Annotated in this window: 26 protein-coding genes and 1 riboswitch; of the genes, 15 read left to right on the top strand and 11 right to left on the bottom strand. The window is 75.6% G+C overall.

Features of this window, described 5'->3' with window-relative positions; translation table 11 throughout:
* Positions 1-17 precede the first annotated feature (17 nt).
* From WCD74_RS17745 to WCD74_RS17770, 6 genes are all read left to right on the top strand, one after another.
* Complete coding sequence (locus tag WCD74_RS17745; protein WP_337696191.1) at positions 18-1529, top strand: flavin-containing monooxygenase; 1512 nt, start codon at positions 18-20, stop codon at positions 1527-1529.
* Positions 1526-2410, top strand: coding sequence for an SDR family oxidoreductase (locus WCD74_RS17750; RefSeq protein WP_337696192.1), 885 nt, complete (start codon positions 1526-1528; stop codon positions 2408-2410). Before WCD74_RS17745 ends, WCD74_RS17750 begins: the two co-directional genes overlap by 4 nt.
* Positions 2411-2483: 73 nt before the next feature.
* Positions 2484-3689 carry a cytochrome P450 family protein gene (locus tag WCD74_RS17755; protein ID WP_337696193.1) on the top strand — a complete coding sequence of 402 codons (1206 nt, stop codon included), beginning with the start codon at positions 2484-2486 and terminating at the stop codon, positions 3687-3689.
* A gap of 12 nt (positions 3690-3701) precedes the next feature.
* A complete protein-coding gene (locus WCD74_RS17760) occupies positions 3702-4862 on the top strand; it encodes an Hsp70 family protein (RefSeq protein WP_337696194.1) in 1161 nt (386 codons plus the stop codon).
* A 157-nt stretch (positions 4863-5019) separates the two neighbouring features.
* On the top strand, positions 5020-5889 hold the full coding sequence (locus WCD74_RS17765) for a DNA-formamidopyrimidine glycosylase family protein (protein ID WP_337696195.1): 870 nt from the start codon (positions 5020-5022) through the stop codon (positions 5887-5889).
* Positions 5852-6499, top strand: a complete 648-nt coding sequence (locus tag WCD74_RS17770) for a DUF1707 SHOCT-like domain-containing protein (RefSeq protein WP_337696196.1) — start codon at positions 5852-5854, stop codon at positions 6497-6499. Before WCD74_RS17765 ends, WCD74_RS17770 begins: the two co-directional genes overlap by 38 nt.
* Here the strand turns inward: WCD74_RS17770 and cobA are convergent.
* The 8 genes from cobA to WCD74_RS17810 form a co-directional block, all read right to left on the bottom strand.
* Entirely contained in the window at positions 6496-7713 is a 1218-nt protein-coding gene (gene cobA / locus WCD74_RS17775; protein WP_337696197.1) for a uroporphyrinogen-III C-methyltransferase, read from the bottom strand. The two genes, WCD74_RS17770 and cobA, sit on opposite strands and share 4 nt — an antisense overlap.
* Entirely contained in the window at positions 7710-9605 is a 1896-nt protein-coding gene (gene bluB, locus WCD74_RS17780; protein ID WP_337696198.1) for a 5,6-dimethylbenzimidazole synthase, read from the bottom strand. The genes cobA and bluB overlap by 4 nt, the downstream gene beginning before the upstream one ends.
* Positions 9602-10660 (bottom strand): Rv2231c family histidinol phosphate aminotransferase CobC, encoded by a 1059-nt coding sequence (gene cobC / locus WCD74_RS17785; RefSeq protein ID WP_337696199.1) that lies wholly within the window; start codon positions 10658-10660, stop codon positions 9602-9604. Before cobC ends, bluB begins: the two co-directional genes overlap by 4 nt.
* The gene (locus WCD74_RS17790) at positions 10657-10941 is read right to left on the bottom strand and encodes a hypothetical protein (RefSeq protein WP_337696200.1); all 285 of its coding nucleotides are present in this window, start codon (positions 10939-10941) and stop codon (positions 10657-10659) included. Before WCD74_RS17790 ends, cobC begins: the two co-directional genes overlap by 4 nt.
* A gap of 170 nt (positions 10942-11111) precedes the next feature.
* Positions 11112-11235: riboswitch (cobalamin riboswitch) on the bottom strand.
* A 76-nt stretch (positions 11236-11311) separates the two neighbouring features.
* Entirely contained in the window at positions 11312-11893 is a 582-nt protein-coding gene (locus tag WCD74_RS17795; RefSeq protein WP_337696201.1) for a response regulator transcription factor, read from the bottom strand.
* A 94-nt stretch (positions 11894-11987) separates the two neighbouring features.
* A complete protein-coding gene (locus tag WCD74_RS17800) occupies positions 11988-12920 on the bottom strand; it encodes an asparaginase (RefSeq protein WP_337696202.1) in 933 nt (310 codons plus the stop codon).
* Positions 12920-13489 (bottom strand): cyclodeaminase/cyclohydrolase family protein, encoded by a 570-nt coding sequence (locus WCD74_RS17805; protein WP_337696203.1) that lies wholly within the window; start codon positions 13487-13489, stop codon positions 12920-12922. The genes WCD74_RS17800 and WCD74_RS17805 overlap by 1 nt, the downstream gene beginning before the upstream one ends.
* Positions 13490-15187: a formate--tetrahydrofolate ligase gene (locus tag WCD74_RS17810; RefSeq protein ID WP_337696204.1), complete on the bottom strand. Its 1698-nt coding sequence runs from the start codon at positions 15185-15187 to the stop codon at positions 13490-13492.
* Positions 15188-15287: 100 nt separating this feature from the next.
* On the opposite strand from WCD74_RS17810, the gene WCD74_RS17815 reads away from it, so the two are divergent.
* Positions 15288-16235, top strand: coding sequence for an AEC family transporter (locus WCD74_RS17815; protein ID WP_337696205.1), 948 nt, complete (start codon positions 15288-15290; stop codon positions 16233-16235).
* On the opposite strand, the gene WCD74_RS17820 is transcribed toward WCD74_RS17815, so the two are convergent.
* On the bottom strand, positions 16232-16453 hold the full coding sequence (locus WCD74_RS17820; protein WP_337696206.1) for a hypothetical protein: 222 nt from the start codon (positions 16451-16453) through the stop codon (positions 16232-16234). The genes WCD74_RS17815 and WCD74_RS17820 overlap by 4 nt on opposite strands.
* An 89-nt stretch (positions 16454-16542) precedes the next feature.
* On the opposite strand from WCD74_RS17820, the gene mobA reads away from it, so the two are divergent.
* The 5 genes from mobA to WCD74_RS17845 all read left to right on the top strand — a co-directional run bounded on the left by mobA (position 16543) and on the right by WCD74_RS17845 (position 20109).
* Positions 16543-17172 (top strand): molybdenum cofactor guanylyltransferase, encoded by a 630-nt coding sequence (mobA, locus tag WCD74_RS17825; RefSeq protein WP_337696207.1) that lies wholly within the window; start codon positions 16543-16545, stop codon positions 17170-17172.
* 81 nt (positions 17173-17253) lie between these two features.
* Complete coding sequence (locus tag WCD74_RS17830) at positions 17254-18798, top strand: chloride channel protein (RefSeq protein WP_337696208.1); 1545 nt, start codon at positions 17254-17256, stop codon at positions 18796-18798.
* Positions 18795-19271 carry a hypothetical protein gene (locus WCD74_RS17835; protein ID WP_337696209.1) on the top strand — a complete coding sequence of 159 codons (477 nt, stop codon included), beginning with the start codon at positions 18795-18797 and terminating at the stop codon, positions 19269-19271. The genes WCD74_RS17830 and WCD74_RS17835 overlap by 4 nt, the downstream gene beginning before the upstream one ends.
* Complete coding sequence (locus WCD74_RS17840) at positions 19268-19693, top strand: PPOX class F420-dependent oxidoreductase (RefSeq protein ID WP_337696210.1); 426 nt, start codon at positions 19268-19270, stop codon at positions 19691-19693. The genes WCD74_RS17835 and WCD74_RS17840 overlap by 4 nt, the downstream gene beginning before the upstream one ends.
* Entirely contained in the window at positions 19690-20109 is a 420-nt protein-coding gene (locus WCD74_RS17845) for a cupin domain-containing protein (RefSeq protein ID WP_337696211.1), read from the top strand. Before WCD74_RS17840 ends, WCD74_RS17845 begins: the two co-directional genes overlap by 4 nt.
* Here the strand turns inward: WCD74_RS17845 and WCD74_RS17850 are convergent.
* Positions 20076-20921, bottom strand: a complete 846-nt coding sequence (locus WCD74_RS17850; RefSeq protein ID WP_337696212.1) for a class I SAM-dependent methyltransferase — start codon at positions 20919-20921, stop codon at positions 20076-20078. The two genes, WCD74_RS17845 and WCD74_RS17850, sit on opposite strands and share 34 nt — an antisense overlap.
* A gap of 111 nt (positions 20922-21032) precedes the next feature.
* On the opposite strand from WCD74_RS17850, the gene WCD74_RS17855 reads away from it, so the two are divergent.
* Complete coding sequence (locus WCD74_RS17855) at positions 21033-21716, top strand: winged helix-turn-helix transcriptional regulator (protein ID WP_337696213.1); 684 nt, start codon at positions 21033-21035, stop codon at positions 21714-21716.
* Between the two features lie 12 nt (positions 21717-21728).
* Here the strand turns inward: WCD74_RS17855 and WCD74_RS17860 are convergent, their stop codons facing one another.
* Positions 21729-24113 carry a transglycosylase domain-containing protein gene (locus WCD74_RS17860; protein ID WP_337696214.1) on the bottom strand — a complete coding sequence of 795 codons (2385 nt, stop codon included), beginning with the start codon at positions 24111-24113 and terminating at the stop codon, positions 21729-21731.
* 10 nt (positions 24114-24123) lie between these two features.
* Between WCD74_RS17860 and WCD74_RS17865 the strand changes: the two genes are divergently transcribed.
* Positions 24124-24285 carry a hypothetical protein gene (locus WCD74_RS17865; protein WP_337696215.1) on the top strand — a complete coding sequence of 54 codons (162 nt, stop codon included), beginning with the start codon at positions 24124-24126 and terminating at the stop codon, positions 24283-24285.
* Between the two features lie 474 nt (positions 24286-24759).
* The gene (locus tag WCD74_RS17870; RefSeq protein WP_337696216.1) at positions 24760-25116 is read left to right on the top strand and encodes a hypothetical protein; all 357 of its coding nucleotides are present in this window, start codon (positions 24760-24762) and stop codon (positions 25114-25116) included.
* The last annotated feature ends 248 nt before the right edge of the window (positions 25117-25364 follow it).

The raw sequence follows: 25364 nt of genomic DNA on the forward strand, positions 1-25364 counted from the left end.
TACCACGGGAGGACACCGTGACAGCAGCACCCGCCGTCGAGAAGCAGGGCACCGACGTGCCCCACCTGTCCGTCGCGATCGTCGGCAACGGGTTCTCCGGGCTGGGCACCGCCATCCGCCTGCGCCGGGCCGGCGTCGAGGACTTCCTGCTCTTCGAGCGCCACGGCGACGTCGGGGGCACCTGGCGGGACAACTCCTACCCGGGCTGCGCCTGCGACGTCCCGAGCCACCTGTACTCGTTCTCGTTCGCGCCGAACCCGGACTGGAGCCACGCCTTCTCGCCGCAGTCCGAGATCCACGCCTACCTGCAGCGAGTGAACCGCGAGTACGGGATCGACCGCTTCACGCGGAACCACCACGAGGTCACCGACGCGCGGTGGGACGACGGGACGCAACGCTGGACCGTCACCACCACGGGCGGCACGTGGACCGCCGACGCGCTCGTACTCGGGAGCGGCGCTCTGAGCGACCCATCCTTCCCCGACGTCCCCGGGCTCGACGACTTCGCCGGCGAGGTCTTCCACTCCGCCACCTGGCGCCACGACCTCGACCTGCGGGGCCGTCGCGTCGCCGTGATCGGCACGGGCGCGTCGGCGATCCAGTTCGTCCCGGAGATCGCACCCGTCGTCGGGAAGATGACCGTCTTCCAGCGCACGCCACCGTGGATCATGCCGCGGCGGGACCGGCGGATCACCGGCGTCGAGAAGGCGCTGTTCCGACGGTTCCCGGCACTGCAGCGGCTGCAGCGCGAGGCGATCTACTGGGCGCGCGAGACGTTCGTGCTCGGCTTCAAGGACCCGGCCCGCATGGCGAAGGCCGCGAAGCTCGCCGAGCGCCACATGCGCACGCAGGTCGCGGACCCCGAGCTGCGCGAGAAGATCACGCCGGACTACTCGATGGGCTGCAAGCGCATCCTGCTGTCCAACACCTACCTGCCGGCGCTGGACCGCGAGAACGTCGAGGTCGTCACCGAGAAGATCACCGAGGTGAAGCCGCACGCGGTCGTGACCGCCGACGGGACCGAGCACGAGGTCGACACGATCATCGCCGGCACCGGCTTCGCGATCAGCGACCTGCCGATCAGCCACCGGGTGTTCGGCCGCGACGGCCGCTCGCTCGCCGAGCACTGGGGCGACACGATGTTCGCCCACAACGGCACCATGATCGCCGGCTTCCCGAACCTGTTCACCCTGCTCGGCCCGAACACCGGGCTGGGCCACAACTCGGTCGTCTTCATGATCGAGTCGCAGATCAACCTCGTCATGGACGTGCTGCGCCGGCTGCGGACGCGGTCGGTCGGCGCCGTCGAGCCGCGCCAGGAGGTGCAGGACCGCTTCGTCGCCGAGATGCAGCGCCTCACCGAGGGCACGGTCTGGACCGACGGCGGGTGCCGGTCCTGGTACCTCGACGGGCACGGCAACAACTCGGCGCTCTGGCCGACGTTCACGATGCCGTTCCACCGCCGCCTGCGCCGCATGCGCACCGACGAGTACGTCCTCACCCCCCGACGGATCCTGGAGCGTTCATGACCTACGACATCACCGGCCGGGTCCTCTTCATCACCGGCGCCGCCCGCGGCATCGGCGAGGCCACCGCCCGCGCCGCCGCCGCACGGGGCGCGCGGGTCGCGCTCGTCGGCCTGGAGTCCGAGCGCCTGGAGCGGATCGCCGGCGAGCTCGGTCCGCAGCACACCTGGGCGCCGTGCGACGTCACCGACCAAGCCTCGCTCGACGCGGCGGTGAAGCACACCGTCGCCGAGCTCGGCGGGATCGACGTCGTGATCGCCAACGCCGGGATCGCCAACCACGGCACCGTGGCCACGAGCCCGGCCGACGTCATCGCGCGCGTCCTCGAGGTCAACCTGATCGGGGTGTCGCGGACGGTGTCGGCGACGGTGGCCGAGGTCGAGAAGCGCCGCGGCTACTTCCTGCTGGTCTCCTCGCTGGCGGCCTTCACCGCGCTGCCGGGCATGGCCGCCTACTGCGGGGCGAAGGCCGGCGTGGAGAACTACGGGAACGCGCTGCGCTTCGAGCTCGCGCACCGCGGGATCGGGGTCGGCACCGCGCACATGGGCTGGATCGACACCGACCTGGTGCGCGACGTGAAGGCCGACTCCTCGACCTTCGAGGACACCCTGCGCAAGCTGCCGCCGCCCCTGGGCAGCATCGCGACGGTCGACGAGTGCGTCGCGGGCTTCCTCGAGGGCATCGCGAAGCGCAAGCGGCGGGTGTTCGTGCCGAAGTCGGTCGGGCTGCTGGCCGGGCTGCGCCCGATCACGTTCTCCTGGCTCGGCGACCTGCCGATCATGGCGCAGGCGAAGAAGATGGTGCCGCAGCTCGAGGAGCAGTTCCGGCGGACCGGGCGCGCGTTCGGGCGTACGTCGGTCGGCATGGGTGCGCCGAAGGACTGAACACCCTGGTTTCGTTGAGGGAACCCTCACCGAAATCACGGTGAGCGCACGCCGGCGTGGGCACACTGCACCCGTGACCGACCTCGCCACCGGACCCGTCTTCACCGACGACTACTGGGCGGACCCCTACGGCACCCTCTCGCGCCTGCGCGAGATCGCGCCGGTCCGGGAGGTCGACCTCCCCGACGGCGGGTCCACGTGGCTCGTCACGCGCTACGCCGACGTGCGCGCGGCCTTCGTCGACCCCCGCCTGGCCAAGGACTTCCGCTCCACCATGCCGCCCGACGAGCGGCCCGCGGAGCCGTTGATCCCGGGCCCGGCGGGGCACATGCTGCTGCTCAACGACCCGCCGGTGCACACCCGGCTGCGCAAGCTCGTCGTCTCGGCGTTCACCGTGCGCCGGATCGCCGCGCTGCGGCCCGCGATCGAGCAGATCGCGACGTCCCTGCTCGACCAGGCCGAGCAGGCCGCGGAGGTCGACCTGGTCGCCGACTTCTCGGTCCCGCTGCCGATGGCGGTGATCTGCGAGCTGCTCGGCGTGCCGACCGACGACCGCGACGCCTTCGCCCGCTGGTCCAACACCATGATCGACTCCTCCCCGCAGGAGGAAAAGTGGCAGGCGCAGGCCAGCCTCACCGCCTACCTGTCCGACCTGGTCGACGCCAAGCGCGGGGCCCCGGACGAGGCGCTGCTCTCGGCGCTGATCCGGGCCTCGGAGGACGGCGAGGCGCTCTCGCACGACGAGATCGTCGCGATGGGCATGATCCTGCTGATCGCGGGCCACGAGACGACCGCGAACCTGATCACCAACAGCGTGCACGCCGTCCTGCGCGACGACGCGCTGCGCGAGCGGGTGCTCGTGGCCGAGTCGCTGACCCCGATGGTCGAGGAGTTCCTGCGCTGGACCTCGCCGGTGGCGAACGCCCCGCTGCGCTTCGCCACCGAGGACCTCGAGCTCGGCGGCGTCACGATCCCGCGCGGCGCGGTGGTGACGCTCTCGGTGGCCGCCGCGAACCGCGACCCCGAGCGGTTCGACGCCCCGGAGCTGCACGACGCCGGGCGCGACCTCACCGGCCACGTCGCCTTCGGCCACGGCATCCACTTCTGCCTGGGCGCCTCGCTCGCGCGGCTGGAGGCCGAGGTCGCGCTCACGGCGCTGTTCGACCGGTTCCCGCGGCTGTCGGCCGCCGTGCCGCTCGACGAGATCGTCTACCGGCACAGCATGCTGATCCACGCGCTCGCCGCCCTGCCGGTGCGGCTCTCGCCGGAGGGGTCCTGACACACTGCGCCCATGGGTGACGGGCGGTGGGTGCTGGCGGTCGACCACGGCACCTCGACGACCATCGGGGCGGTCGCCGACGTCGATCCCGACGACGGGTGGACCCGGGTCTCGACGGTGGCCGTCGACGGCGCGGTGGAGTTGCCGTCGGTCGTGCTCTCGCGCACCGACGGCGCCGTGCTGGCCGGCCGGCCCGCCCTGGAGGCCGCGCACGCCGACCCGCAGGCCGCCGTGCTCCGCGCCCGTGACTACCTCGGCGCCGCGACCGGTGGGCGCGACGACGCCCTGCTCGCGACGTGGCCGCGGCCGACCACCGCGGTGAACGTCGCGACGGCGCTCGTCGCCCGGGTGCTGCAGGCCGAGGTGTCCCGCCGGGGCGGGGCGCCGTCGGTCCTGGCGCTGGTCCACCCGGCGTCGTGGACCGACCCGGGCACCGGGCCGGCGGCTCTCGCCACGGCGGGCCGGGCGGCGCTGGGGGCGGTCGCGGAGGCGGCCGACACCGAGGTCGCGCTGGTCAGCGCGCCGGTGGCCGCCGCGGTCCGGCTCGGCGGGACCGGACCCGTCGTCGTCGTGGACCTGGGCGGCGGCGGGACGGAGATCGCGGTCGTCGACCGCGTCGAGGGCGAGCACGGGACGACCGCGGCGACCGCCCGCCCGGGCGCCCGCTCGGTCGAGGTCGGGGCCGAGTCCCTGGACGACGCGCTGACCCAGCTCGTCCTCGACCGGGCACGCCCCGCCCTGGCCGACCGCATCCGCTTCTCCGCCGACCCGGAGGCGCACCGCGCGTGGTTCTGGCTGCGCCGCGGGGTGCACGACGCGAAGGCCCGGCTGGGCCGCGACGGCTACGTCGACGTGGCGGTGCCGGTGCTGCAGCCGGAGAACCCGGGGCCGGGCAGCGTGCGAATCACCCACGCCGACCTCGGCCCGCTGTTCGCGCCCGCCCTCGAGCAGGTGGGCGCGGCGACGGCGGACCTGCTGGGCTCCACCGGCGACGAGCGCCCGCCGCTGCTCGTCCGGGGCGGCATCGCGGCGCTGCCGGGCGTCCGGGACTGGCTGGCCGCGCGGACCGGGTGCCCGCTCACCGGTGTCGACGACCCCGGCGCCGGCTCCCCGACCGGCCTCGTCTGCGGCGCCGCGGCGTGGGCGGCGGACCGGGCGGGCCTGGGGCGGTAGGCACCTGGCGGTGTCAGCAGTGCGGCCATGCTGACACTGGACGTCACAATCGTGGGCGGTACGGATCCGCGCGCGGCATCGTCGTTGCGGCTTTCGTGACGTCGAGTGTCAGCATGGCCGCAGTGCTGACATCGGGGGACCGGGTACACCCGGCGGCATGGAGGGCGACGCCGTACACCGGGCGGCCGCGCGGCTGAGCACCCTCGCCGGCGCGACGGTGACCCGCGCCGAGTTCCGCAACCACCTCGCCACGGCCGACCTGCGCGGGACGACCCTCGACGCCACGAAGGCCCACGGCAAGCACCTGCTGACCCGGCTCGCCGACGGTCGCACCCTGCACTCGCACCTGCGGATGGACGGGTCGTGGACGATCGTGCGCAAGCACCGCCCCGACGGCCGCCCCGCCCTGCCGCGGCACCTCCTCCCGAGGCTCCGGGCGGCGGTCACGCTCGACGACGGGCGCAGCCTGGTCGCCATCGGGGTCCCGGTGATGGACCTGCTCGCGACCCGCGACGAGCACCGCGTCGTCGGCCACCTCGGCCCGGACGTCCTCGCCGGGCAGCCGACCTCCACCCAGGACCACTTCGATCACGACGAGGCCCTGGCCCGCCTCGGGAAGGACCCGGCCCGACCGGTCGTCGAGACCCTCCTCGACCAACGCACGGTCGCGGGCTTCGGCAACCTCTGGGCGGTCGAGCTGTGCTTCCTGCGCGGGTTGTGGCCGTGGACGCCGGTCGGGGAGGTCCCGCTCGAGCCCCTCCTCGCCCTCGGGCGGAAGATGATCCGGCACTCCCTCGAGCACGGCACCGGCATGACGACCACCGGCGTGCAGCGCAAGGGGCAGAACCACTGGGTCACCGGCCGGTCCAACCGGCCCTGCTACCGCTGCGGCACGCTGATCCGCTTCCGGCCCGCCGTCGGCTCCGGAGCGCCGTTCGCCCGCGAGGTGTGGTGGTGCCCGTCGTGCCAACCGCGCCAGGATGGGCCCCGTGGAGAACCGGCCGGAACCGCGGATCGGCGACCGTGAGCGCCGCGAGGTCGACGAGCGCCTCCGGAGGGCCCACGACGACGGGATGCTCACGCTCGCGGAGTACGACGAGCGGGCGCAGGCCGTCTACGCAGCCCGCTTCCGCAGCGACCTCGCACCCCTGACGGCGGACCTCCCCGACGAGGCACCGCGACCGGCGCCGGCCCCCGAGCCGGAGACCGCCGTCGTCGAGCCCGCCTGGCACGACGATGCCCGCCCGGCCCAGCAGAACCGCCGGAAGCGCGGCGGCCAGGGGGTGATCGCGGCGGTCGTCATCGGGGTCGCCGCGATCGTGGCGCCGGGCGTGTTCTCGACCGGGCAGGCGGCCGTCTTCGGGAGCCAGGTCGTCCAGGTGGCGCCGGGAACCCCCGACGTGTCCGTCGGGGTGCTGTTCGGGTCGACGAAGGTCGTGGTCCCCGACGGCACGCAGGCCACCACCTCGGGCACCACGATCTTCGGCTCCACGAACTGCGACACCGCCTGCACCCCGCGGCCCGGTGCCCCGCAGGTCGAGGTCACCGGGCGCGGGGCGTTCGGCAGCATCGAGGTGCAGACGGCCTCCGAGGCCGCGCAGGACCAGGACCGGCGCGACCGGGACCGGGACGACTAGGGCGGGGGGAAGGCCGACGGGTCGGCGACCGGCCCGATCACGACGACGGCCGGCGGCCGCAGCCCCGCGTCCGCGATGGCCGACGGCAGCTTGGCCAGCGGGGCGCGCACCGTGGACTCCCCCGGCAGCCCGCCCTCCTGGATCGCGACCGCCGGGGTCTCCGGGTCGCGGCCGCCGTCGATCAGCGCCTCCGCGATGTGCGGGAGGTTCTCCACCGCCATGAGCAGCACGATCGTGCCGGTGAGGCGGCCGAGCGCGGCCCAGTCGACCAGGGACTGCGCGTGGCCGGGCGGCAGGTGCCCGGAGACGACGACGAACTCGTGGGTGATCCCGCGGTGGGTCACCGGCACCCCGGCGAACGCCGGCACGGAGATCGCGCTGGTGACGCCGGGGACGACGTCGACCGCCACGCCCGCCGCGGCGCACGCCTGGATCTCCTCGTAGCCCCGCCCGAAGACGAACGGGTCGCCGCCCTTGAGCCGGACCACCCGGTTCCCGGCGAGCGCCTCGTCGACCAGGACCGCGTTGATCGTGTCCTGACTCATGTAGCGCCCGCGGGGGAGTTTGGAGGCGTCGATGACGGTGACGTCGGGCGGGAGCTCGTCGAGCAGGGCCTGCGGCGCGAGACGGTCGGTGACGACGACATCGGCCTGCGCCAGCGCCTGCCGGCCCTTGACGGTGATCAGCCCGGCGTCGCCCGGGCCGCCGCCGACCAGGGTGACGCCCGGGTTCCGGTCGCCGCGGTGGCGCCGGTCGGCGAGGGTGCCGGTGCGCAGCGCCTCCACGACGCCGTCGCGCACCCCGGCCGCCCGCCGCGGGTCGCCCCCGCCGATCACGCCGACCGTGACGTCGTCGTAGCGCCCGACCGCGGGCGTCACGGCCGTGCCCTCCTCCGCGCTGTCCGCCCGCACGCAGAACACGCGCGCGGCCTCGGCCTCGGCGGCGACGGCGGCGTTGACCTCGGTCGAGTCCGTGGCCGCGACGCAGTACCAGGCGCCGTCCAGGTCGCCCGCCGCGTAGGTCCGCTGCTCCCACGTGATCTCGCGCGAGGACGCCAGGGCCTCCAGCGCGGTGGTGACGGCCGGGCTGACGACGTGCACGTCCGCGCCCACCTCGAGCAGCCCCGCGACCCGCCGTTGGGCCACCGACCCCCCACCGGTGACGACGACGCGGCGGCCGGTCAGGTCGAGCCCGACGGGGTACAGCGTGCTCACGGACGACTCTCCTCGCTCTTCTCGGCGACCCCGGCGCTGTCGAAGGTGGCGACCTCGGCCAGCGCTCGCGCGGCGGCGGCGACCACCGGGGCCGCCAGCAGGGCCCCGGTCCCCTCGCCGACCCGCAGCCCGAGGTCGAGCAGCGGCTCGAGCCCCAGGTGGGTCAGCGCCAGCGTATGGGCCGGCTCCACCGAGCGGTGCCCCGCCAGCCACGCGTGTGACGCATCCGGGGCCAGTGCCGCCGCCACGAGGGCCGCCGCCCCGGCCACCACGCCGTCCACGACGACCGGCGTCCGCAGCGCCGCCCCGCCCAGCAGCAGCCCCGCGATCCCGGCGATCTCCAGCCCGCCCACAGCGGCGAGCGCGCCGAGCGGGTCGTCCGCCGCGGCACCCGGTTCCGAGCGAAGGGGCCCTTCGCTCGATCTATCCGCCGAAGGGCGCCCCTCGCCGGTCCCGGCGGCCACACCCGGTTCCGAGCGGAGGGGCCCTTCGCTCGAACTAGTCGACCGGAGGGGCCCTTCGCTCGGTCCGGGGCCCGGCAGCAGGCCGTGCCGCGACAGCGCGGTCCGGACGACGGCGGCCTTGTGGGCCAGCATCGCGTCGTCGATCCCGGTGCCCCGTCCCGTGACGGCCTCGGGCGACGCCCCGGTGAACGCGCTGACCAGGGCGGCGGAGGAGGTCGTGTTCGCGATCCCCATGTCCCCGGTGACCAGCAGCCTGTTGCCCGCGGCCACGAGGTCCCGCGCCACCTCGACGCCCGCGACCAGTGCCGCCCGGGCCTCCGCCCGGGTCATCGCCGGGCCGGCCGTCATGTCCGCCGTCCCGCGCCGGACCTTCCGCGGCAGCAGGCCCGGCGCCTCGTCGATCGTGGTCGCCACCCCGACGTCGACCACCACCACCTCCGCGCCCACCTGGTGCGCGAACGCGTTCACCGCGGCGCCCCCGGCGAGGAAGTTCGCCACCATCTGGTGGGTCACCTCCTGCGGCCACGGCGTGACGCCCTGCGCGTGCACCCCGTGGTCCCCGGCGAACACGGCGACGACCGCAGGTTCCGGCACCGGCGGCGGGCACGACCCGGCCAGCCCGGCGAGCCGCACCCCGACCTCGGCCACCTGCCCGAGCGCCCCCGGCGGCACCGTCATCCGGTCCAGCCGCTCCCGCGCGGCCGCCTCGCCCTCGGCCACGGACAGCCCCGCGCACGCCGCCAGCGCGTCGTCCAGCGCGTCCCCGCCGGGGTGCGCACCCCAGGTCCCCTCGTGCACGGCCCACTCCAACGGTCGGCGCCGGGCCCAGCCCGCGCTCTGCAATTCCGGTTCCGCGGCGAACCGGTCCACGTGCCCCACGCAGAGGTACGCGACGATCTCCAGGTGCTGGGGCAGGCCGACGCGCTCGCCGAGCAGCGCCGCGAGCTCGCGTTCGCGGAAGAACGACACCCACCCGACGCCGAGGCCCTCGGCCCGCGCGGCCAGCCACAGGTTCTGCACCGCTCCGGCCACCGAGTGCGCGGCCATCCGGGGCTGCGTCGCCCGGCCGAGCACGTGCCGCCCGCCGCGGGTGGGGTCGCAGGTCACGACGACGCCGAGCGGCGCCTCCCGGATCGCCTCGATCTTGAGCCCGGCGAAGGCGCGCGCCCGGGCCGCGGGCAGCGACGCCGCGAAGGCCGCCCGCTGCTCGGCCGCGAGCGCCGCGAGGTCGTCCCGCAGGTCCGGGTCGCGGAGCACCAGGAAGTCCCACGGCTGCGAGAAGCCGACGCTCGGCGCCGTGTGGGCCGCCTCGAGGACCCGGCGCAGGGCGTCGTCAGGGACCGCCTCGGTGGTGAAGCCCGTCCGCACGTCCCGCCGGGCCGCCAGCACCCGGTGCAGCGCCTCCCGATCCCCCGGTTCCAGGCTCACAACACCTCCCGCAGCGCCGCGACGAACGACTCCGAGGTCGCCCGGTCCCGGACGGCCGCGCGCACGTGCTCGCCGTCCAGCCCCGGGAACGTGTCGCCGCGCCGGACCGCCCAGCCGCGGTCGCGCAGCGCGCCCCGCACGTCGGTGCGGCCGGGGAACCGCAGCAGCACGAAGCTCGCGGCGGGGTCGCTACCCCGCACCTCGACCCCGTCCAGCCCGGCGAGCAGCCCGAGCAGGTGCTCCCGGTCCCCGCGCAGCGCGACCGCCGCCCGGTCGGCCTCGTCCCGGGCCGCCGGCGTCGTGCAGGCCTGCATCGCCTCGAGCGCGGGGGTCGAGACCGACCACGGCGGGGCGGCGGCCGCGAGCGCCGCGACGAGCTCCTCGGGCGCCAGCACGTAGCCCACCCGCAGGCCCGCGAGCCCCCAGGTCTTGGTGAGGCTGCGCAGCACGACCAGCCCCGGCAGGTCGGTCCGCGCGGCGAGCGACTCCGGCTCCCCGGGCACGGTGTCCGCGAAGGCCTCGTCGACGACGAGGACCCGGCCCGGCCGGGCGAGCCCCGCCAGGGTCGCCGCCGGGTGCAGCACCGACGTGGGGTTCGTCGGGTTCCCGACGACGACGAGGTCGGCCTCCTCGGGCACGTCGCCCGCGTCCAGCGTGAGGTCGCCGTCGAGCACCACGCGCTCGACGGCGTGCCCGGCCGCCCGCAGCGCGGCCTCCGGCTCGGTGAACTGCGGGTGCACGACGACGGCCCGACGGGGGCGCAGGGCTCGGGCGAGCAGCACGAACGCCTCCGCCGCCCCCGCCACCGGCCACACCTGCGCCGGGTCACGGCCGTGCGCGGCGGCGACCGCCGCCCGGGCCGCGGTCGCGTTCGGGTAGGCGGCGAGCCCGACCAGCGACGCGGTGAGCCGCTCGGTCAGCCACGCGGGCGGGGTTCCGGCGCGGACGTTGACGGCGAGGTCGACGAGGCCGGGCCCGACCTCGGCGTCGCCGTGGTGGGCGAGGTCGTGCCCCGGCGGGTCGCTGGCGGGGTCGTCGGGCAGGAGCGCCGTCACCGCACCTCGCCCGGCCGGGCGCTCCCCGCCGCGGCCCGGAGCAGCGCGGCCTCGACGGCCGGCACCGACGCCGCGAGCACCGAGGTCACCGCGCGCGGCGCGGCGCCGGGGTCCCAGTCCTCGGCGTCCATCCGCTCGAGCAGGGCCCGGGCCAGCGTGTCGATGCGGGCGCTCACGTCGGCGCGGCAGCGCAGCGGACCGGCCCCCAGGTGGTCGAGCGGCACGGTGGCGTCGGTGTCCAGGCACGCGAGCGCGAGGGCGCTGCGCAGCTCCGCGAGCACGTGCGGCCGCGATCTCGCGGACCGGGGGCAGGCGCCGCGGCGGCGCAGGGAGCGGAGCGATCCTCGTGACGGGGCGTGCGACATCGCAGGCAGCCTTCCTCGGGTTCCTCGCCCGATCTCCGACGGCCCGCGCGGAGCCGTCGGCATGGTGTGCACCTCGCGACGGCCGGAGTCTCCTGGCTCCCGGATCGGCGCTCGCCCCGGCCTTCCCGCCGGTCTCCCGGCCGTGGCCATGCGTGGGGTCCGCTCCCCGGTGACAGTGGCGGGACCGCGCCGGAATCTCACCGGCTTCCTCCGCGTCCGTCGACCGGTCAGCCGACCACACCCGAGGCGAGGGGTCAACGACTTGTATGCAAGTCGGCCCCCCGCGTCAGTGCAGGATGCCCTGGCGGAAGCCCCGCGCGACGGCGTCCGCCCGGTCGCCGGCCCCGAGCTTGCGGAACAGCCGGCGGGCGTGGGTCTTCACGGTGTCCTCGGCGAGCACCAGCGACGCCGCGATCTCCGAGTTCGACAGCCCCTCGGTCATCCCGAGCAGGACGTCGAGCTCGCGGCGCGAGAGCTCCGTGGTCGCGGGACGGCGACCGCGGGCGCTGAAGGGACGCGGCCCGGTCTCCTCGCCGGCGCGCAGGAACCCCTTGGCCCCGCGCTCGAGGGCGAGTCCGGCCACGCGGTGCTCGTCGTCCGGCCCGCCCTCCGGCGCTCCGACCACCAGGACCGCGACGTCGGGGGCGGCCGCCCGGACCGCCTCCAGGACCGCGACCCAGCCCGGCCCGGCGCCACCCTCCGGGGCGTCCGCGGCGACCAGGACCAGGTCGGGCCGCTCGCGCTCGACGGCGGCGGGCAGCTCGTCGCCCGGCACCACCCCGCACACGACGTCGAACCCGGGGTCCAGGGCGCGTGCGACCCGCTCGCGGACGTCGGCGTCCGGGCCCACGATCAGGCAGACGGCCATGAGGTCTCCTCGGGCGGGTCCGGCGGGTGTCGGGGCCAGGCTCCCACACGGAACCGACACCACCCCCGTCGCCCTCCCGACACGTTTGGAGACATCACCCGGTCAGGGAGGGGTCCGCGCGGACCCGCAGCTCCCCCACGTCTCGCCCGCCGCCGACGACGGCGGGTGCGGCCACGGCGCGGACCGCGTCCGGCACCGGGATCCCGGCCGTGTCGAGCACCGCGAGCAGGGCCGGACCGAGGGCCCGCGCGGCGCCGTCGGCGGCCTTGGCCGCGACCGCGGACCCGTCGGGCAGGGCGGCGACGAGCACGCCCTCCGCCCCGCTCTTCGCGACCGCACCGGGCAGGGCGTCCATCAGCACCGTGTCGAGCCGGCCGGTGCCCGCGACCAGGTGCGGGTACGCCCGCATCGCCCCGGCCACCCGCGCGACGACCGGGTCGGCCGCGCCCGCCAGGGCGAGCGGCAGCCGCGCGAGGTCGGCGAGCGTCGTGGCGAACGCGGGGGCGCCGCAGCCGTCGGTGCTCGCGGCGCGGACCGGCCCGGCGAGCTCGGCGAGCGCGTCCCGGCAGCCACGCTGCAGCGGGTGCTCCGGGTCGAGGTAGCCCGGGTCGCCGCCGGCCGCGACCAGCATCGCCGCGTGCTTGCCCGAACAGTTCATCGCCAGCGGCGTGGCGGTGCCGCCCGCCGCCAGGTACGCGTGCATCGCGTCCACCCCGAGCGGGAGGTCCGGGATGCAGCCGAGGTCGTCCGGGGACAGTCCGTGGCGGGTCAGCAGCGCGGTGACGGCGTCGAGGTGCACCGGCTCGCCGCTGTGCGAGGCACTCGCGATCGCCACCTCTACGTCGGTCAGGTCGGCGCCCGCCCGGAGCGCGGCGACCGTCTGGGCGGGCTTGAGCGCGGACCGCCCGTAGACCACCCAACCCGGGTCGCCCGCCGTCAGGAAGGGATCGCCGGCGGGGTCGAGCGCGACGAGCGAGACCTCGTGCACGGACTCGACGAGCCCGCCGCGGACGACCTCGACCTGCATCAGAACGCCGCTCGCTCCGCGAGCCGACGCGCCTCGCCGGCACGCTCCTCGGCGTCCTCGACGCGCGGGTCGGCCCAGGCCTCGGGCCCGTCGGCGATGTTGATCCCGACCAGGGACGACGCGGCCTCGGCGGCCGACGCGGCGAGCAGGGTCGCGGTGACGGCGTCGCCGGAGAGGGCATCGGGACCGTGCTCGACCAGGGCGGCCGCGATCTCGGCGACCCGCACGGCGACCGCGAGCACGTCGAGCGGGACCTGGACGATCGCCTCGGTCGCGCCCGCGTCGCCGCCCGGCGCCTTCCGGGCGGCGAGGAACCCCGCGTACGCCGCGACGTCGTCGTCGGCGAGCCCGAGCGCCCGGGCGCGCAGCGTGTCGAGCTCGTGGGAGAGGCCGAGCGCGGCGGCGTCGGTGCGCGCCGCCGCCTTCGCCACCTTGCCCGCCAACCCGGCCGCGAGCGCCGTCGTGACGGCGGCGGTGGACCCGGCCGCGGGGCCGGGGCCCCGCGCGGCGAGCGCCTCCCCGAGCCGCGCGACCGGCACCTCGCCGAGCGGGCGGGCGCTGCCCGCCACCTAGAAGAGCCCCACGATCGTGCCGTCGGGCTGCACGTCGATGGAGTGCGCCGCGGGCTGCTTGCCCAGGCCCGGCATCGTCCGCATGTCGCCGCAGATGGGGTAGACGAAGCCCGCGCCGACCGACGCCCGGACCTCGCGCACCGGCATCCGCCACCCGGTCGGAGCGCCCAGCAGCTTCGGGTCCGACGAGATCGAGAGGTGGGTCTTCGCGATGCAGACCGGCAGGTTCGAGAAGCCGTTGCGCTCGTAGAGGTCGATCGAGGTGTTCGCGGCCGGCGCGTAGTCGACCCCGTCGGCGCCGTAGACCTGCGTCGCGACGGCCTCGATCTTCTCGCGCAGCGGGGCGTCGTCGGGGTAGAGCAGCCGGAAGTCGCCGGGCTCCTCCGCCGCCTCCGCGACCGCCTCGGCCAGCTCGGCCGCGCCACGCCCGCCGTCGGAGAAGTGCGTGGAGACCGCGACCCGGGCCCCGAGGGACTCGGCGATCTCGCGGATGGCCGCGTGCTCGCTGGGGTGGTCGGTGGGGAAGGCGTTGATGCAGACGACCGGGGAGACGCCGTGCAGGCGCATGTTCTCGATCTGCTTGCGCAGGTTCGCGCCGCCCGCGTGCACCTCGTCGGGGTTCTCGGCGAGCAGCGCCTCCGGCAGGTCCTTCCCGGCGACGATCCGGTGGTTCCCGCTGTGCGCCTTGAGCGCCCGCACGGTCGCGACGACGACGGCGGCGTCCGGGGTCATGCCCGATGCCCGGCACTTGATGTTGAAGAACCGCTCCGCGCCCATGTCGGCGCCGAAACCGGCCTCGGTGACCAGGAAGTCACCGGCGTGGATGCCGATCCGGTCGGCCACGATCGAGGAGTTGCCGTGCGCGATGTTGCCGAACGGGCCTGCGTGCACCAGGACCGGCGTGTTCTCCAGGGTCTGCATGAGGTTCGGCTTGAGGGCGTCGCGCATGAGCGCGGCCATCGAGCCGGCGCCGTGGACGTCCTCGGCGGTCACGGCGTCGCCGTCGGGGGTGTAGCCCACGACGATGCGCCCCAGCCGCGCGCGCATCTCCTCGAGCGAGTTCGACAGCGCGAGGATGGCCATGACCTCGGACGCGGAGGTGATGTCGAAGCCGGACTCGCGGGGGACGCCGTCCATGCGGCCGCCGAGCCCGGTGACGACGTTGCGCAGCGCGCGGTCGTTGACGTCGAGCACGCGGCGCCAGGTGACGCGGTAGGGGTCGAGCCCGGCGGCGTTGCCCTGGTAGAGGTGGTTGTCCAGGACCGCGGAGAGCATGTTGTGCGCGCTGGTGACCGCGTGGAAGTCGCCGGTGAGGTGGAGGTTGAACTTCTCCATCGGCACGACCTGGGAGTAACCGCCGCCGGCCGCACCGCCCTTGATGCCGAACGTCGGCCCCATGCTCGGCTGCCGGATCGCCACCACGCCGCGCTTCCCGACGTGCGAGAACGCCTGCCCCAGCCCGACCGTCGTGGTCGTCTTCCCCTCGCCCAGCGGGGTCGGGGTGATCGCGGTCACCACCACGTACTTGGCCCGGGGGCGGTCCGCCATCACGTCGATCGCGTCGAGCTCGATCTTGGCGACGTCGCGACCGTGCATCTCCAGCAGGTGCTGGGGCAGGTCCATGGCCGCGGCGACGTCGTCCAGCGGCTTCAACGTCGCCTTCTGGGCGATCTCGAGGTCCGACGGGATGCTCATGACGGGTCACACAAGCAGAGTCCGCGGCACGCGTCGACGTGAAGTGACCTCGCGCCCACGCCGCGCACCACGCCCGGATCGTCGACGAGAGTGGCCGTCCGTGGACCTGCCGACCCTGCTGCTCGCGATCGCCCCGATCTTCGCCGTCATCGCCGTCGGCGCGGTGGCGGCCCGGTGGGAGCGGTTCTCGGAGGGCGCAGCGGCGACCCTCAACGACCTCGTCTACTACGTGGCGCTGCCCGCCCTGATCTTCGACTCGGTGGCGGAGGCCGACCTGTCCGCGGGCGTGTCCGGCGTCGCCCTCGTGGTGGCGCTCGGGGTGCTGCTGGTGGGCTACGGGCTCGGGGTCGGTGCGGCCCGACTGCTGGCGGTGCCCTGGCGGGAGGCGAACGCCGTCGGGACGGTCGGGTCGTGGGGCAACGTCGGCTACCTGGGCATCCCGTTGTCGGTCGCGGTGCTCGGCCCGGCCACCGGCTTCGCCGCGTCGCTCGTCTCGACGCTGCACACCGCGGTCGCGATCTCGGTCTTCCTGGTCGCGGCGACCCTGATCGACCGGGACCGCGACCGGTCGTCCCGCGGCCTGCTCGTCCGCATCGTCGCCCGCCGGGTGCTGGGCAACCCGATCGTCGTGGCGATCGTGCTCGGGCTCGCCGTCGCCGCCCTCGGGTGGCGGCTGCCGCGCCCGGTGGCGACCACCGTCGAGCTCCTCGGCGACCTGGCGGCCCCGGGCGGTCTCTTCGCGCTCGGCATCCTGCTGCGCGGCGCCGTCCCGGCCCTGGGTGGCGGGCGGCGCGGCGGGATCGTCGCCGCCGTCGTCCTCAAGCTCGTGGTGCTGCCCGCCCTCGCCGTGGCGGCGGTGCACCTGTTCGCGGTGCCCGCGCCGTGGGCGGCGGTGATCGTGCTGATGTGCGCGCTCCCGGACGCCGCCACCGTGTTCGTGCTGATGGCGCAGTACCGGACCTGGTACCGGGAGAGCACCGCCGCCGTCGTCCTGACGACCGTGGGGTCGATCGTGACCCTCCCGGTCGTCCTGACGCTCGCGCTCTAGTCCCCCGCGAGCCAGAGGCTGCGCCGCTCCTCCTGGGTCCGCGCGTGGGCGATGCGGTCGACGGCGGCCCGCTGCTGCTCGGAGGCCGTCCCGGTGGCCACGGCGCGCTCGGCGTCGGCCATCTCGCGGTCGGCCTCCGCCTCGCGCACGTCGCCGGGCACCGCCGCGACCATCCCGCGTCGCGCGTCCTCGGGCTCGCCTGCCTGCCTGCCGGCCATGGTCCTCACTCCTGTCCGCACACGATGGGGCCCACGGCTCGAGCCCCGTAGGGTGTGGATTGACGCAACGCCCGCGCAACAATCGGCCTGTGTTCCACACGACTGCCGGCGGCGTGGTCCTCGCGGGCGGCCGCTCGACCCGCATGGGCACCGACAAGGCCGCCCTGAGCTGGGCGGACGGCACGTTGCTCGACCACGTGACCGGGGTCCTGACGGGGGCGCTGCCCGGCCTGGTGGTCGTGGTCGCGGCGGCCGGAACCACCCGGCCGGTGGGGTCGGACCGCGTGCTCGCCGTCGCCGACGACGCGCCGGGCCGCGGGCCGCTGCAGGGCATCGCCACCGGGTTGACGACGGCGGGCCGGGCCGGCTGCGAGGTCGCGTTCCTGTGTTCGGTGGACCTGCCGCTGCTCCACCCCGCCTACGTCGTCGCCGTGCTCGACGCGCTGGGGGACGCCGAGGTGGCGCTGCCCGTGCTCCACGGGCACCGCCAGCCGCTCGCGGCGGCGTACCGGACGACGCTCGGTCCCCGCGCCACCGGACTCCTCGCCGCGGGCGCCCGCCGCCCGGGCGACCTGTTCGCGGTCAGCGACGTCCGCGAGCTCGGCGCCGCCGACCTGCTCGCCGACGACCGGCTGCGCGCCGCCGACCCCGACCTGGCCGCGGTCCGCGACGTCGACACCCCCGAGGAGTACGCGGCCCTGCGCGACCGGCCGCGGTGACGAGGCTCCGGCCGTCCCATCCGGGCAGGAACCGGACGACGCCGCCGCGGCCGGCACCACCCCGTGGCACCGTGACCAGCCGTGACCGCACCCCGATGGCAGCGCCTGCTGGGCACCTCGGTCGCCGGGCTGGCCGCCGCGGCGGTGGTGGTCGGGCTGGGCGCGGGCCTCGGGGCGGTCGTGTTCCGCGAGCTGGTGTTCGGGGTGACCCGCCTCGTCACCGGCACCACCGACTACGCCGCGACCCCCGGCGCCCCGTTGCCGTGGTGGCCGGAGCTCGGACGCTGGTTCCTGCTCGCGGCGCCGGTGCTCGGCGGGCTGCTCTACGGCCCGCTGGTGTACCGCTACGCCCGCGAGGCCCGCGGGCACGGCGTGCCCGAGGTGATGCTCGCGGTCGCCGAGAACGAGGGCCGGATCCGGCCCCGGGTCGCCGTCGTGAAGTCGCTCGCCTCGGCGCTGACGATCGGGACCGGCGGGTCGGTCGGGCGCGAGGGGCCGATCGTGCAGATCGGGTCGGCGATCGGGTCGAGCCTGGGGCAGTGGATGCGGATGCCGGCGTCGCGGCTGCGGCTGCTGGTGGCCTGCGGTGCGGGCGGCGGGATCGCGGCGACCTTCAACGCGCCGCTGTCCGGGGTGCTGTTCGCCCTCGAGATCATCCTGCTGGACTTCACGGTGCTCTCGGTCGTCGTCGTGGGCACGTCGTCGGTCGTCGCGAACCTCGTCGCGCGGGTCCTGGAGACGCCGGGCACCTTCCTGGAACTGCCGACGTTTCGGGTGGAGTCGTTCGCCCAGTTCGGTCTGTTCGCGTTGGTGGGGCTCGTCGGCGCCCTGGTCGGCGTCACGTTCACCCGGGTCCTCTACGGGATGGAGGACCTCGCGGACTCGCTCTGGCGCGGCCCGGAGTGGCTGCGCCCCGCGGTCGGCGGGCTGCTCGTCGGGCTGCTGCTCGTGGCCCTGCCGGAGATGTACGGGGTCGGCTACCCGGTGCTGCAGGCCGGCGTCGCCGGGCAGTACGCGGTCGGGTTCCTGCTGCTCCTGCTCGTGGGCAAGATGCTCGCGACGAGCCTGACCCTCGCCGTCGGCGGGTCGGGCGGCATCTTCGCGCCCTCGCTGTTCCTCGGCGCCATGACCGGCACCGCGCTCGGCGTCGCCGCCGACGCCCTCGCCCCGGGCGTGGCGGGCCCCGCCGGCGCGTACGGCCTCATCGGGATGGCGGCGGTCCTCGCGGGGGCCACCCGGGCCCCGATCACCGCCGTCGTGATCGTCGCCGAGATCACCGCGGAGTGGTCGCTGGTGCTCCCGCTCCTGCTCGCCGTCGCCCTCGCGACCGCCCTGTCCCGCCTGCTGTCGGGCGAGACCGTCTACACGCTGAAGCTGGCCCGACGCGGCATCCACCTCACCCCGCCCGGGGCGCGCGGGTGGCAGCCCTTCGGGCCGGCGGAGGTGCTGCACCTGCCCGAGGAACGTGTCCTGGTGCGCCTCGTCGTCCCCGACGACGGGTGGGAACCCCCGCCCGCGTTCGCGCGGCTGGACGGCGGAGCGCACGATGCGCGGATGCTGCTCACCGGACCGGCCGACGGCCTCGACGCCCTCGCCGCCTCGCTGCCCGCCGACACCGGTCGATGAGGCGCGCCACCGTCGTCTCCGTCGGCTCCGTCGTCCTCGCCGCGCTGGTCGCCCTGCTCGCCGGGTGCTCGGACGCCGCCCCGGCCGACATCCCGGCCGGGCAGTCCTCGGAGGCCGCGGCGGCACCCGGGGTCGAGAACCGGTCGCCGGACGCCGCCCGGAACAAGCTGCGCCTGGCCCTCGCCGACCCCTGCTACACGAGCGCCGACCCGCGCGCGGTCTGGCCGCGCTGCGGGCGGTGGGTCGAGGAGACCGCGTCCACCGCGCGCACCGCCGCGAACGCCCGGCCGGATGACCCGGCGGTCACCGCGGCGGCGGCCGGGGTCGGAGCCGCGCGGGACGCGTACGTCGCCCGCGGCTGCCCGGCCACCGCTCCGGGCGGCACGGTCGACGTGGGTGCGTGCGTCGGTGGGCTGGTCACGGCGCGGAACGCGGTCGGCGGCCTCGCCCGCGCCCTAGGCTCGCCGTCATGACCGACCTCGCCGACCCCGCGATCCGCGACTTCCTCTCCCACGGCACCCGTACCGGCAAGCTCGCCTGGACCGCGAGCGACGGTCGGCCACTGATCGCCCCGATCTGGTTCCTGCTCGAGGACGACACCCTGGTCCTCAACACCGGCAAGGACACCGCCAAGGGCCGGGCGATGGCCCGCGACCCGCGCGTCGCGCTCTGCGTCGACCTGGAGGAGCCGCCGTTCGCGTTCGTCCAGGTGCAGGGCACGGTCGAGCTCTCCGAGGACCCGGACGACCTCCTGCGCACGGCCACCGCCCTCGGCGGGCGCTACATGGGGGCCGACCGCGCCGAGGAGTTCGGGCGGCGCAACGCGGTGCCGGGCGAGCTCGTCGTCCGCATCATCCCGACGAAGGTGGTCGCCTCGCTGGACATGACGGCGTGACCGACCGGCCCCAGCTGGCCGAGGAGTTCGGCCTCGAGCCGCACCCCGAGGGCGGCTGGTTCCGCCGGATCTGGGCCGCACCCGCCGTCGTCACCCTCGCCGGAGATGCCGGCGAGCGACCCACCGCCACCGCGATCCACTACGTGCTGGGACCGGGCGAACGCTCGGGCTGGCACCGCGTGCGCTCCGACGAGCTCTGGCTCTGGCAGCGCGGCGGCCCGGTCTCGGTGTGGGTCTCCGACGTCGCCGAGGGCGGGGTGGAGCACCGGCTCGGTCCCGACGACGGGCTCTCGGCCCTCGTGCCGGGCGGCACCTGGCAGCGGGCGGAGCCGGCCGGAGACGCCGCGGTGCTCGTGACCTGCGTCGTCTCCCCCGGCTTCGACTACGCCGACTGGGAGCTCGCCGACCCGGCCTGAGCACGGGTGCCGGTCCAGAGCAGGTACTCCCAGGACATCGTCCCGTCGCCGGTGTCGTCGAGGGCCTCGTCGCCGACCGCGGCGAGGTCGCGGTCGAGCGCTGCCGTGCGGTCCGGGTCGTCGGCCAGCGACCGGTACACCGCGACAGTCGGGCCGTAGTGGGCCCGGAAGAAGTCGCGGAACGCCGCGCCGTCGGCGAAGGCGTCGATCCGCACGGTGGCGCGGTGCGCGGTCACCTCGACGACCCGGTCGCCGAAGAGCTCCGTGAGGTGGGACGCCTGCCCCCACAGCACCGGCGGCTGCGCCCCGGGCGGCGGGGCAGGCGCGTACGGCCGCATGGCCGCGAACATCCGGCCCACGAAACCCTCCGGGGTCCAGCTCAGCAGCCCGATCCGACCACCGGGACGACAGACCCGCACCAGTTCGTCGGCGGTGCGGCGGTGATCCGGGGCGAACATGGCCCCGACGCACGACAGGACGACGTCGAAGCTCCCGTCGTCGTACGGGAGGGCCTCGGCGTCGGCTTCCTCCCAGCGCAGGTCGAGCCCCTCCCGTGCCGCTGCCGCGCGGCCCTGGTCGAGCAGGGCGTCGACGAGATCACTGGCCACGACCGACGCGCCGGCCCGTGCTGCCGGAAGCGCGGCGTTGCCCGCGCCCGCAGCGACGTCGAGCACGTGCTCGCCCGGCCGGACGCCGCAGGCGTCGACCAGGACCGGGCCGAGGGAGGCGATGAGGTCGCGGGCCACGCGGGCGTAGTCGCCGCCGGCCCAGATCGTGCGGTGGCGGGTCTTCACATCGTCCAGAGTGATCACGGTCGGTGTCCTTTCGTGCCGATGACACCGCCGACGGTAGGAAAGGGACGAGTGGCTCGACCAGTGCACGATGTGTACCGATCACCGTCCGTCATGCCTACGCTGCGAGGGATGGGACTCGGGTATCACCAGTTCTGTCCGGTCGCGAAGGCCATGGAGCTGCTGGACGAGCGCTGGACCCTGCTCGTGGTCCGCGAGCTCGTGTGCGGCAGCCGGCACTTCAACGAGCTCCGCCGCGGCCTGCCACGGATGTCCCCGACGCTGCTGTCGCGGCGTCTGCAGCAGCTGCGACGTGCGGGGGTGGTCGACCGGCGGGTCGAGGGGGGCGCGGTGCGCTACGAACTCACGCCGGCCGGCGAGGAGCTGCGCGCGGTGGTCGAGGCCCTCGGCGCGTGGGGGACGCGATGGATCGGGCACCTGGGCGATCCCGACCTCGACCCGCAGCTGCTGCTGTGGGACATGCACCGCAACGTCCACCACGACGCCCTCCCGCCCGGACGCACCGTGGTGCACGTGCACTTCTCCGACACCGCACCCGGGGTGCGCGACTGGTGGCTGCTGATGGACCTGCACGAGGCGGACGTGTGCGACCTCGATCCCGGGCTCCCGGTGTCCGTGACGATCACGGGCACGCTGCGAGGTCTCACGCAGGTGTGGCGCGGTGACCGGTCGTGGGACGACGCGCTGACCTGCGGGGTGCTCCGCACACAGGGGCCGGAGGCGCTACGACGCGCGCTGCCCGGCTGGTTCGCGCTGTCCGCGTTCGCGGCGGTGCCACGTCCGCGGACGGGCTGAGCCGGGCGCGGGTCAGCCGTCGTCGCCGGGTGCTTCCTCGAGCTGCTCGGCCGGCTGCTCCGCGGCGGCACCGGGTTCCTCGGCCGCCCCGGCGCCCTCGCCCGCGGCGCCGGGCTCCGCCGGCACGGGCGCGGGGGCCGGGACCGCGCTGGACGTCGCGGGCGCGGAGCTCGTGCTGGGTGCCTGCGCGCTCGTCGTCGGCGAGGCGGTGGTGGACGAGGCCTGCTGGCCCTCGCCGGTGGCCGTCGTGCCCGGGTCGGTGCCCGCGACCGGCACGAACTCGCCGAACGTCTGCTTCGGCGTGCCCCGGGAGGCACCGTTCATGAACGTCTGCCAGATGTCGCTCGGGATGCCGTGCCCGTACACCGGGCGTCCGTCGGGGTAGCGGATCGGCGTGTTGTCGTCCGTGCCCACCCACACCGACGCGACCACCGACGGCGTGTACCCGACCATCCAGGCGTCGTTGTTCTGGTCCTCGACGTGCGACTGCACCGTGCCGGTCTTGCCCGCCGACAGCCGGCCGCCGTCGAGCGAGGCGCCGTCGTAGGTCGGGACGTCGCGCATGGCCTCGGTGACGTTGCGGGCGACCTTCGGGTCCATGCGCTGCTCGCCCTGCTCGGCCGCGCCGTCGTAGAGGACCTCGCCGCTCGCCGTCGTGACCTTCTGCACCAGGTGCGGCTTGTGGTAGACGCCGTCGTTGGCGAACGTCGCGTAGGCCGCGGCCATCTCGACCGGCGTCACCTCGGCGTTGCCCAGCGAGATGCCGGAGTTCGGGTTCTCCAGCTTCGCGGTGATGCCGGCCTGGTGGGCGGCGTCGGCGACCGCCTGCGGCCCGACCTCGTTGCCCAGCGCGGTGAACACGACGTTGTTGGACAGCGTCATGGCCTGCTTGAGCGTGCAGTTGCTGCAGTCCGCCCCGTCGACGTTGCGCACCGTCCGCCCGGGCACGGACTGCCCGTCGAACTGCGTGCTGATCCCGATCGGCGGGCTGTGCTGCAGCGCGGCGAGCAGGACGAACGGCTTGAACGTCGAGCCGGCCTGCTTCCTGACCTGGGCGTAGTCCAGGCCCGAGCCGTTGTCCCCGCCGTAGTAGGCGACGATCGCGCCGGTGCGCGGGTCGACCGAGACGGCCGCGGTGCGGAGGTTCGCGGGCTTGCCGGCCAGCTCCTCGCGGACCGAGTCGACCGCGTCCTCCTGCTTCTCCGGGTCGATCGTGGTCTGGATCTGCAGGCCCTCGGTGACGAGCGCGTCCTCGTCGATCCCGAGGGTCTCCAGCTCGTCCTTGACCGCGTTGTAGATGTGGCCGCGATCGTCGTCCGGGACACCGTTGCCGACCTTGCGCGGCGGCACCGTCGCCGGGAAGACCGCCGTGGCCCGCTCGGTCGGGGACAGCCAGCCGGAGCTGACCATGCCGTCCATGACGTAGGTCCAGCGCCGCTGCGAGCCGTCGCGGTTGACGGCCGGGTCCCACTGGGACGGCGCCTGGATCAGCCCGGCGATCATCGCGCCCTCGGACGGGGTCAGACCCTCGACCGGCTTGTTGAAGTAGGCCTGCGACGCCGCCTGGATGCCGTAGGCGCCGCGGCCGAGGTAGATGCTGTTGAGGTAGTTCTCCAGCACCTGGTCCTTCGAGTACTCCTGCGTGATCTTCGCGGCGATGATCAGCTCGCGGAACTTGCGGAAGTAGGAGTGCTCGGAGCCGACCATCGCGTTCTTCACGTACTGCTGCGTGATCGTCGACCCGCCGCCGGCGCCGCCGGTGAGCTGCTTCCACGCCGCGAACGCGATGCCGGAGACGTCGAACCCGGAGTTCGTGTAGAAGCTGCGGTCCTCCGCGGAGAGCACGGCGCGCTGCACCGGGAGCGGGACCTGGGCGATCGAGACCTTCTGCCGGTTGCCCTGCTCGCCGGGCGCCACCCGCGCGAGCACGGTCCCGTCGGAGAAGGAGACCGTGTTGAGCTGGCTCTCCACGGCCGAGTCCGCGTTCGGCACCGGGATCAGCAGCCAGCCGAGCACCAGCGTCAGCACCGGGACGCCGATCAGCGTGGCCACGGTCGCGTAGCCCATCCGCCGGCGACGGCGCCACAGGCGGGCGGCGACCGGCAGCGACCCGGCGTCCTTGCCGTCGAGGTAGCGCTGGACGTGGTCGTCGACCCAGTGGCCCGCGCGCACGAGGTGGGGGCCGCCCGGCCAGAGCGCGACCTTGGCGGCGACGGCCGTCACCAGCGCGGCGACCGCCGTGGCGAGACGGCCGCGCGGCGGGGCGGGGCGCTCCTCCCGGGGCGCGGCGGTCGCGGGCGTGGCGGTGGTCCGGCGTCCGGCGGTCGCCGTGCGGCGGCCCGCGGCCCGGGACAGGCCGTCCTTGCCGGCCGCGCGGCGCTCGGCCCGGGTCTGCATCGACTGCGGGGTGCCGGTCCGGCGGGTGGTGGAGGAGGTGGCCGAGGTGGTCGTCGCGGACGAGGCCGGGGTCGGCTTCGCGGTGGTCGGCTCGTCGGCGGCCTTCGTGACGGCGGGTCCGACGGCGGTGCCGTCCGGGGTCCGGGGCGGGGCGGCGGGCTCGTCGTCGTGATCATCGAGCACCGCCGGCGGCCCGGCCTTCGTGGCGACCGCCGAGGGTGCTCGGTCGTCCGCCGCGGGGCGGCCCGACGCGGTGGGGGCGCCCGCGGGTGCACCGGGACGGGCGGGGCCCGGACCCGACGGGCCGGCCGGTGCCTGCGGTCCGCGGGGCTGCGGGGCGCGACCCGGGGCGGCGGGCCCGGCCGGAGCCGAGCCGGTCGGCGCGGGCGGCGGTGTGGGACCGGCCGGGGGCCGGATCGGGGCCGACCCCGTGCGGGCCGGCGGGGGTCCGGGCGCGGCCGGAGGGCGTGGCGCCGTCCCCGTGCGGCCGGCCGGCTCGCCGCCGCGAGGGGAGGATCCGGCCGTTCTGGTGGTCCGGGGGTTCCCCTCGCGCGGAGCACCCGGGGCCGACGGAGCACCCGGAGCCGACGGAGCACCGGGGGCGGGCGGAGCACCCGGAGCGGGGCGGGCCCCGGGGACGGCACGGGTGCCGGTGAACGACGCCGGCGCGGCGGGACGCGACGGGGCGGGCTGCGAGCCCGGCAGCGATGGGTGCACGACCGGACGCGCCGGCGGCCGTCCGGTGCCGGAGGTGCCGGCGGGGCGGGCCGGCGGGGGCGGCACGGACGGCGGCGGCTGCAGCGCGGTGGGTCCCGAGGAGCCGCGGGTGCGCGAGCCGGTCAGCAGCCCGGCGCCGCCGCCACGGGTCTCCGGCGCGGCCGCCGGGCCGAACGCCGCGGCGGGGGCACGGAAGGACGAGGACGACAGCGCGTTCGGGAAACCGACGGGCGGCGAGGGCGGCGCCGGGTCGTCGGCCGGGCGCGGCCGGAAGATCTCGCCGTAGTCGCGGTCCCGGGCGCCGTCGTCGGAGTCGGGCGCGGGGGGCGGAGGCACCTCGGCGTGCTCCGGGCGCTCGTGTCGCGAGGACCGGGAATGCGCACCCGCCACTCGCCCACCTCCGCGTCCACGTCGGCGGGGTCTCCCGCCGGTCTCGATTGGATCACGATCCGGTCACCGTCCGACGACGGTCCCCTGCCGGCCCCGACATCGTGTGGATCCCCAGGCCAGGGGACCCCGTCGTGGTCAACGGCA

The sequence above is a fragment of the Actinomycetospora aurantiaca genome (assembly GCF_037401875.1).
GTDB classification, from domain to species: Bacteria; Actinomycetota; Actinomycetes; order Mycobacteriales; family Pseudonocardiaceae; genus Actinomycetospora; species Actinomycetospora aurantiaca.

Coding starts and splice junctions, on each gene's coding strand:
- WCD74_RS17855 (WP_337696213.1), top strand. CDS start 21,033: ATGGGACTCGGGTATCACCAGTTCTGTCCGGTCGCGAAGGCCATGGAG.
- WCD74_RS17750 (WP_337696192.1), top strand. CDS start 1,526: ATGACCTACGACATCACCGGCCGGGTCCTCTTCATCACCGGCGCCGCC.
- WCD74_RS17810 (WP_337696204.1), bottom strand. CDS start 15,187: ATGAGCATCCCGTCGGACCTCGAGATCGCCCAGAAGGCGACGTTGAAG.
- WCD74_RS17765 (WP_337696195.1), top strand. CDS start 5,020: ATGGAGGGCGACGCCGTACACCGGGCGGCCGCGCGGCTGAGCACCCTC.
- WCD74_RS17860 (WP_337696214.1), bottom strand. CDS start 24,113: ATGCAGACCCGGGCCGAGCGCCGCGCGGCCGGCAAGGACGGCCTGTCC.
- WCD74_RS17820 (WP_337696206.1), bottom strand. CDS start 16,453: ATGGCCGGCAGGCAGGCAGGCGAGCCCGAGGACGCGCGACGCGGGATG.
- WCD74_RS17795 (WP_337696201.1), bottom strand. CDS start 11,893: ATGGCCGTCTGCCTGATCGTGGGCCCGGACGCCGACGTCCGCGAGCGG.
- WCD74_RS17840 (WP_337696210.1), top strand. CDS start 19,268: ATGACCGACCTCGCCGACCCCGCGATCCGCGACTTCCTCTCCCACGGC.
- WCD74_RS17835 (WP_337696209.1), top strand. CDS start 18,795: ATGAGGCGCGCCACCGTCGTCTCCGTCGGCTCCGTCGTCCTCGCCGCG.
- WCD74_RS17760 (WP_337696194.1), top strand. CDS start 3,702: ATGGGTGACGGGCGGTGGGTGCTGGCGGTCGACCACGGCACCTCGACG.
- WCD74_RS17800 (WP_337696202.1), bottom strand. CDS start 12,920: ATGCAGGTCGAGGTCGTCCGCGGCGGGCTCGTCGAGTCCGTGCACGAG.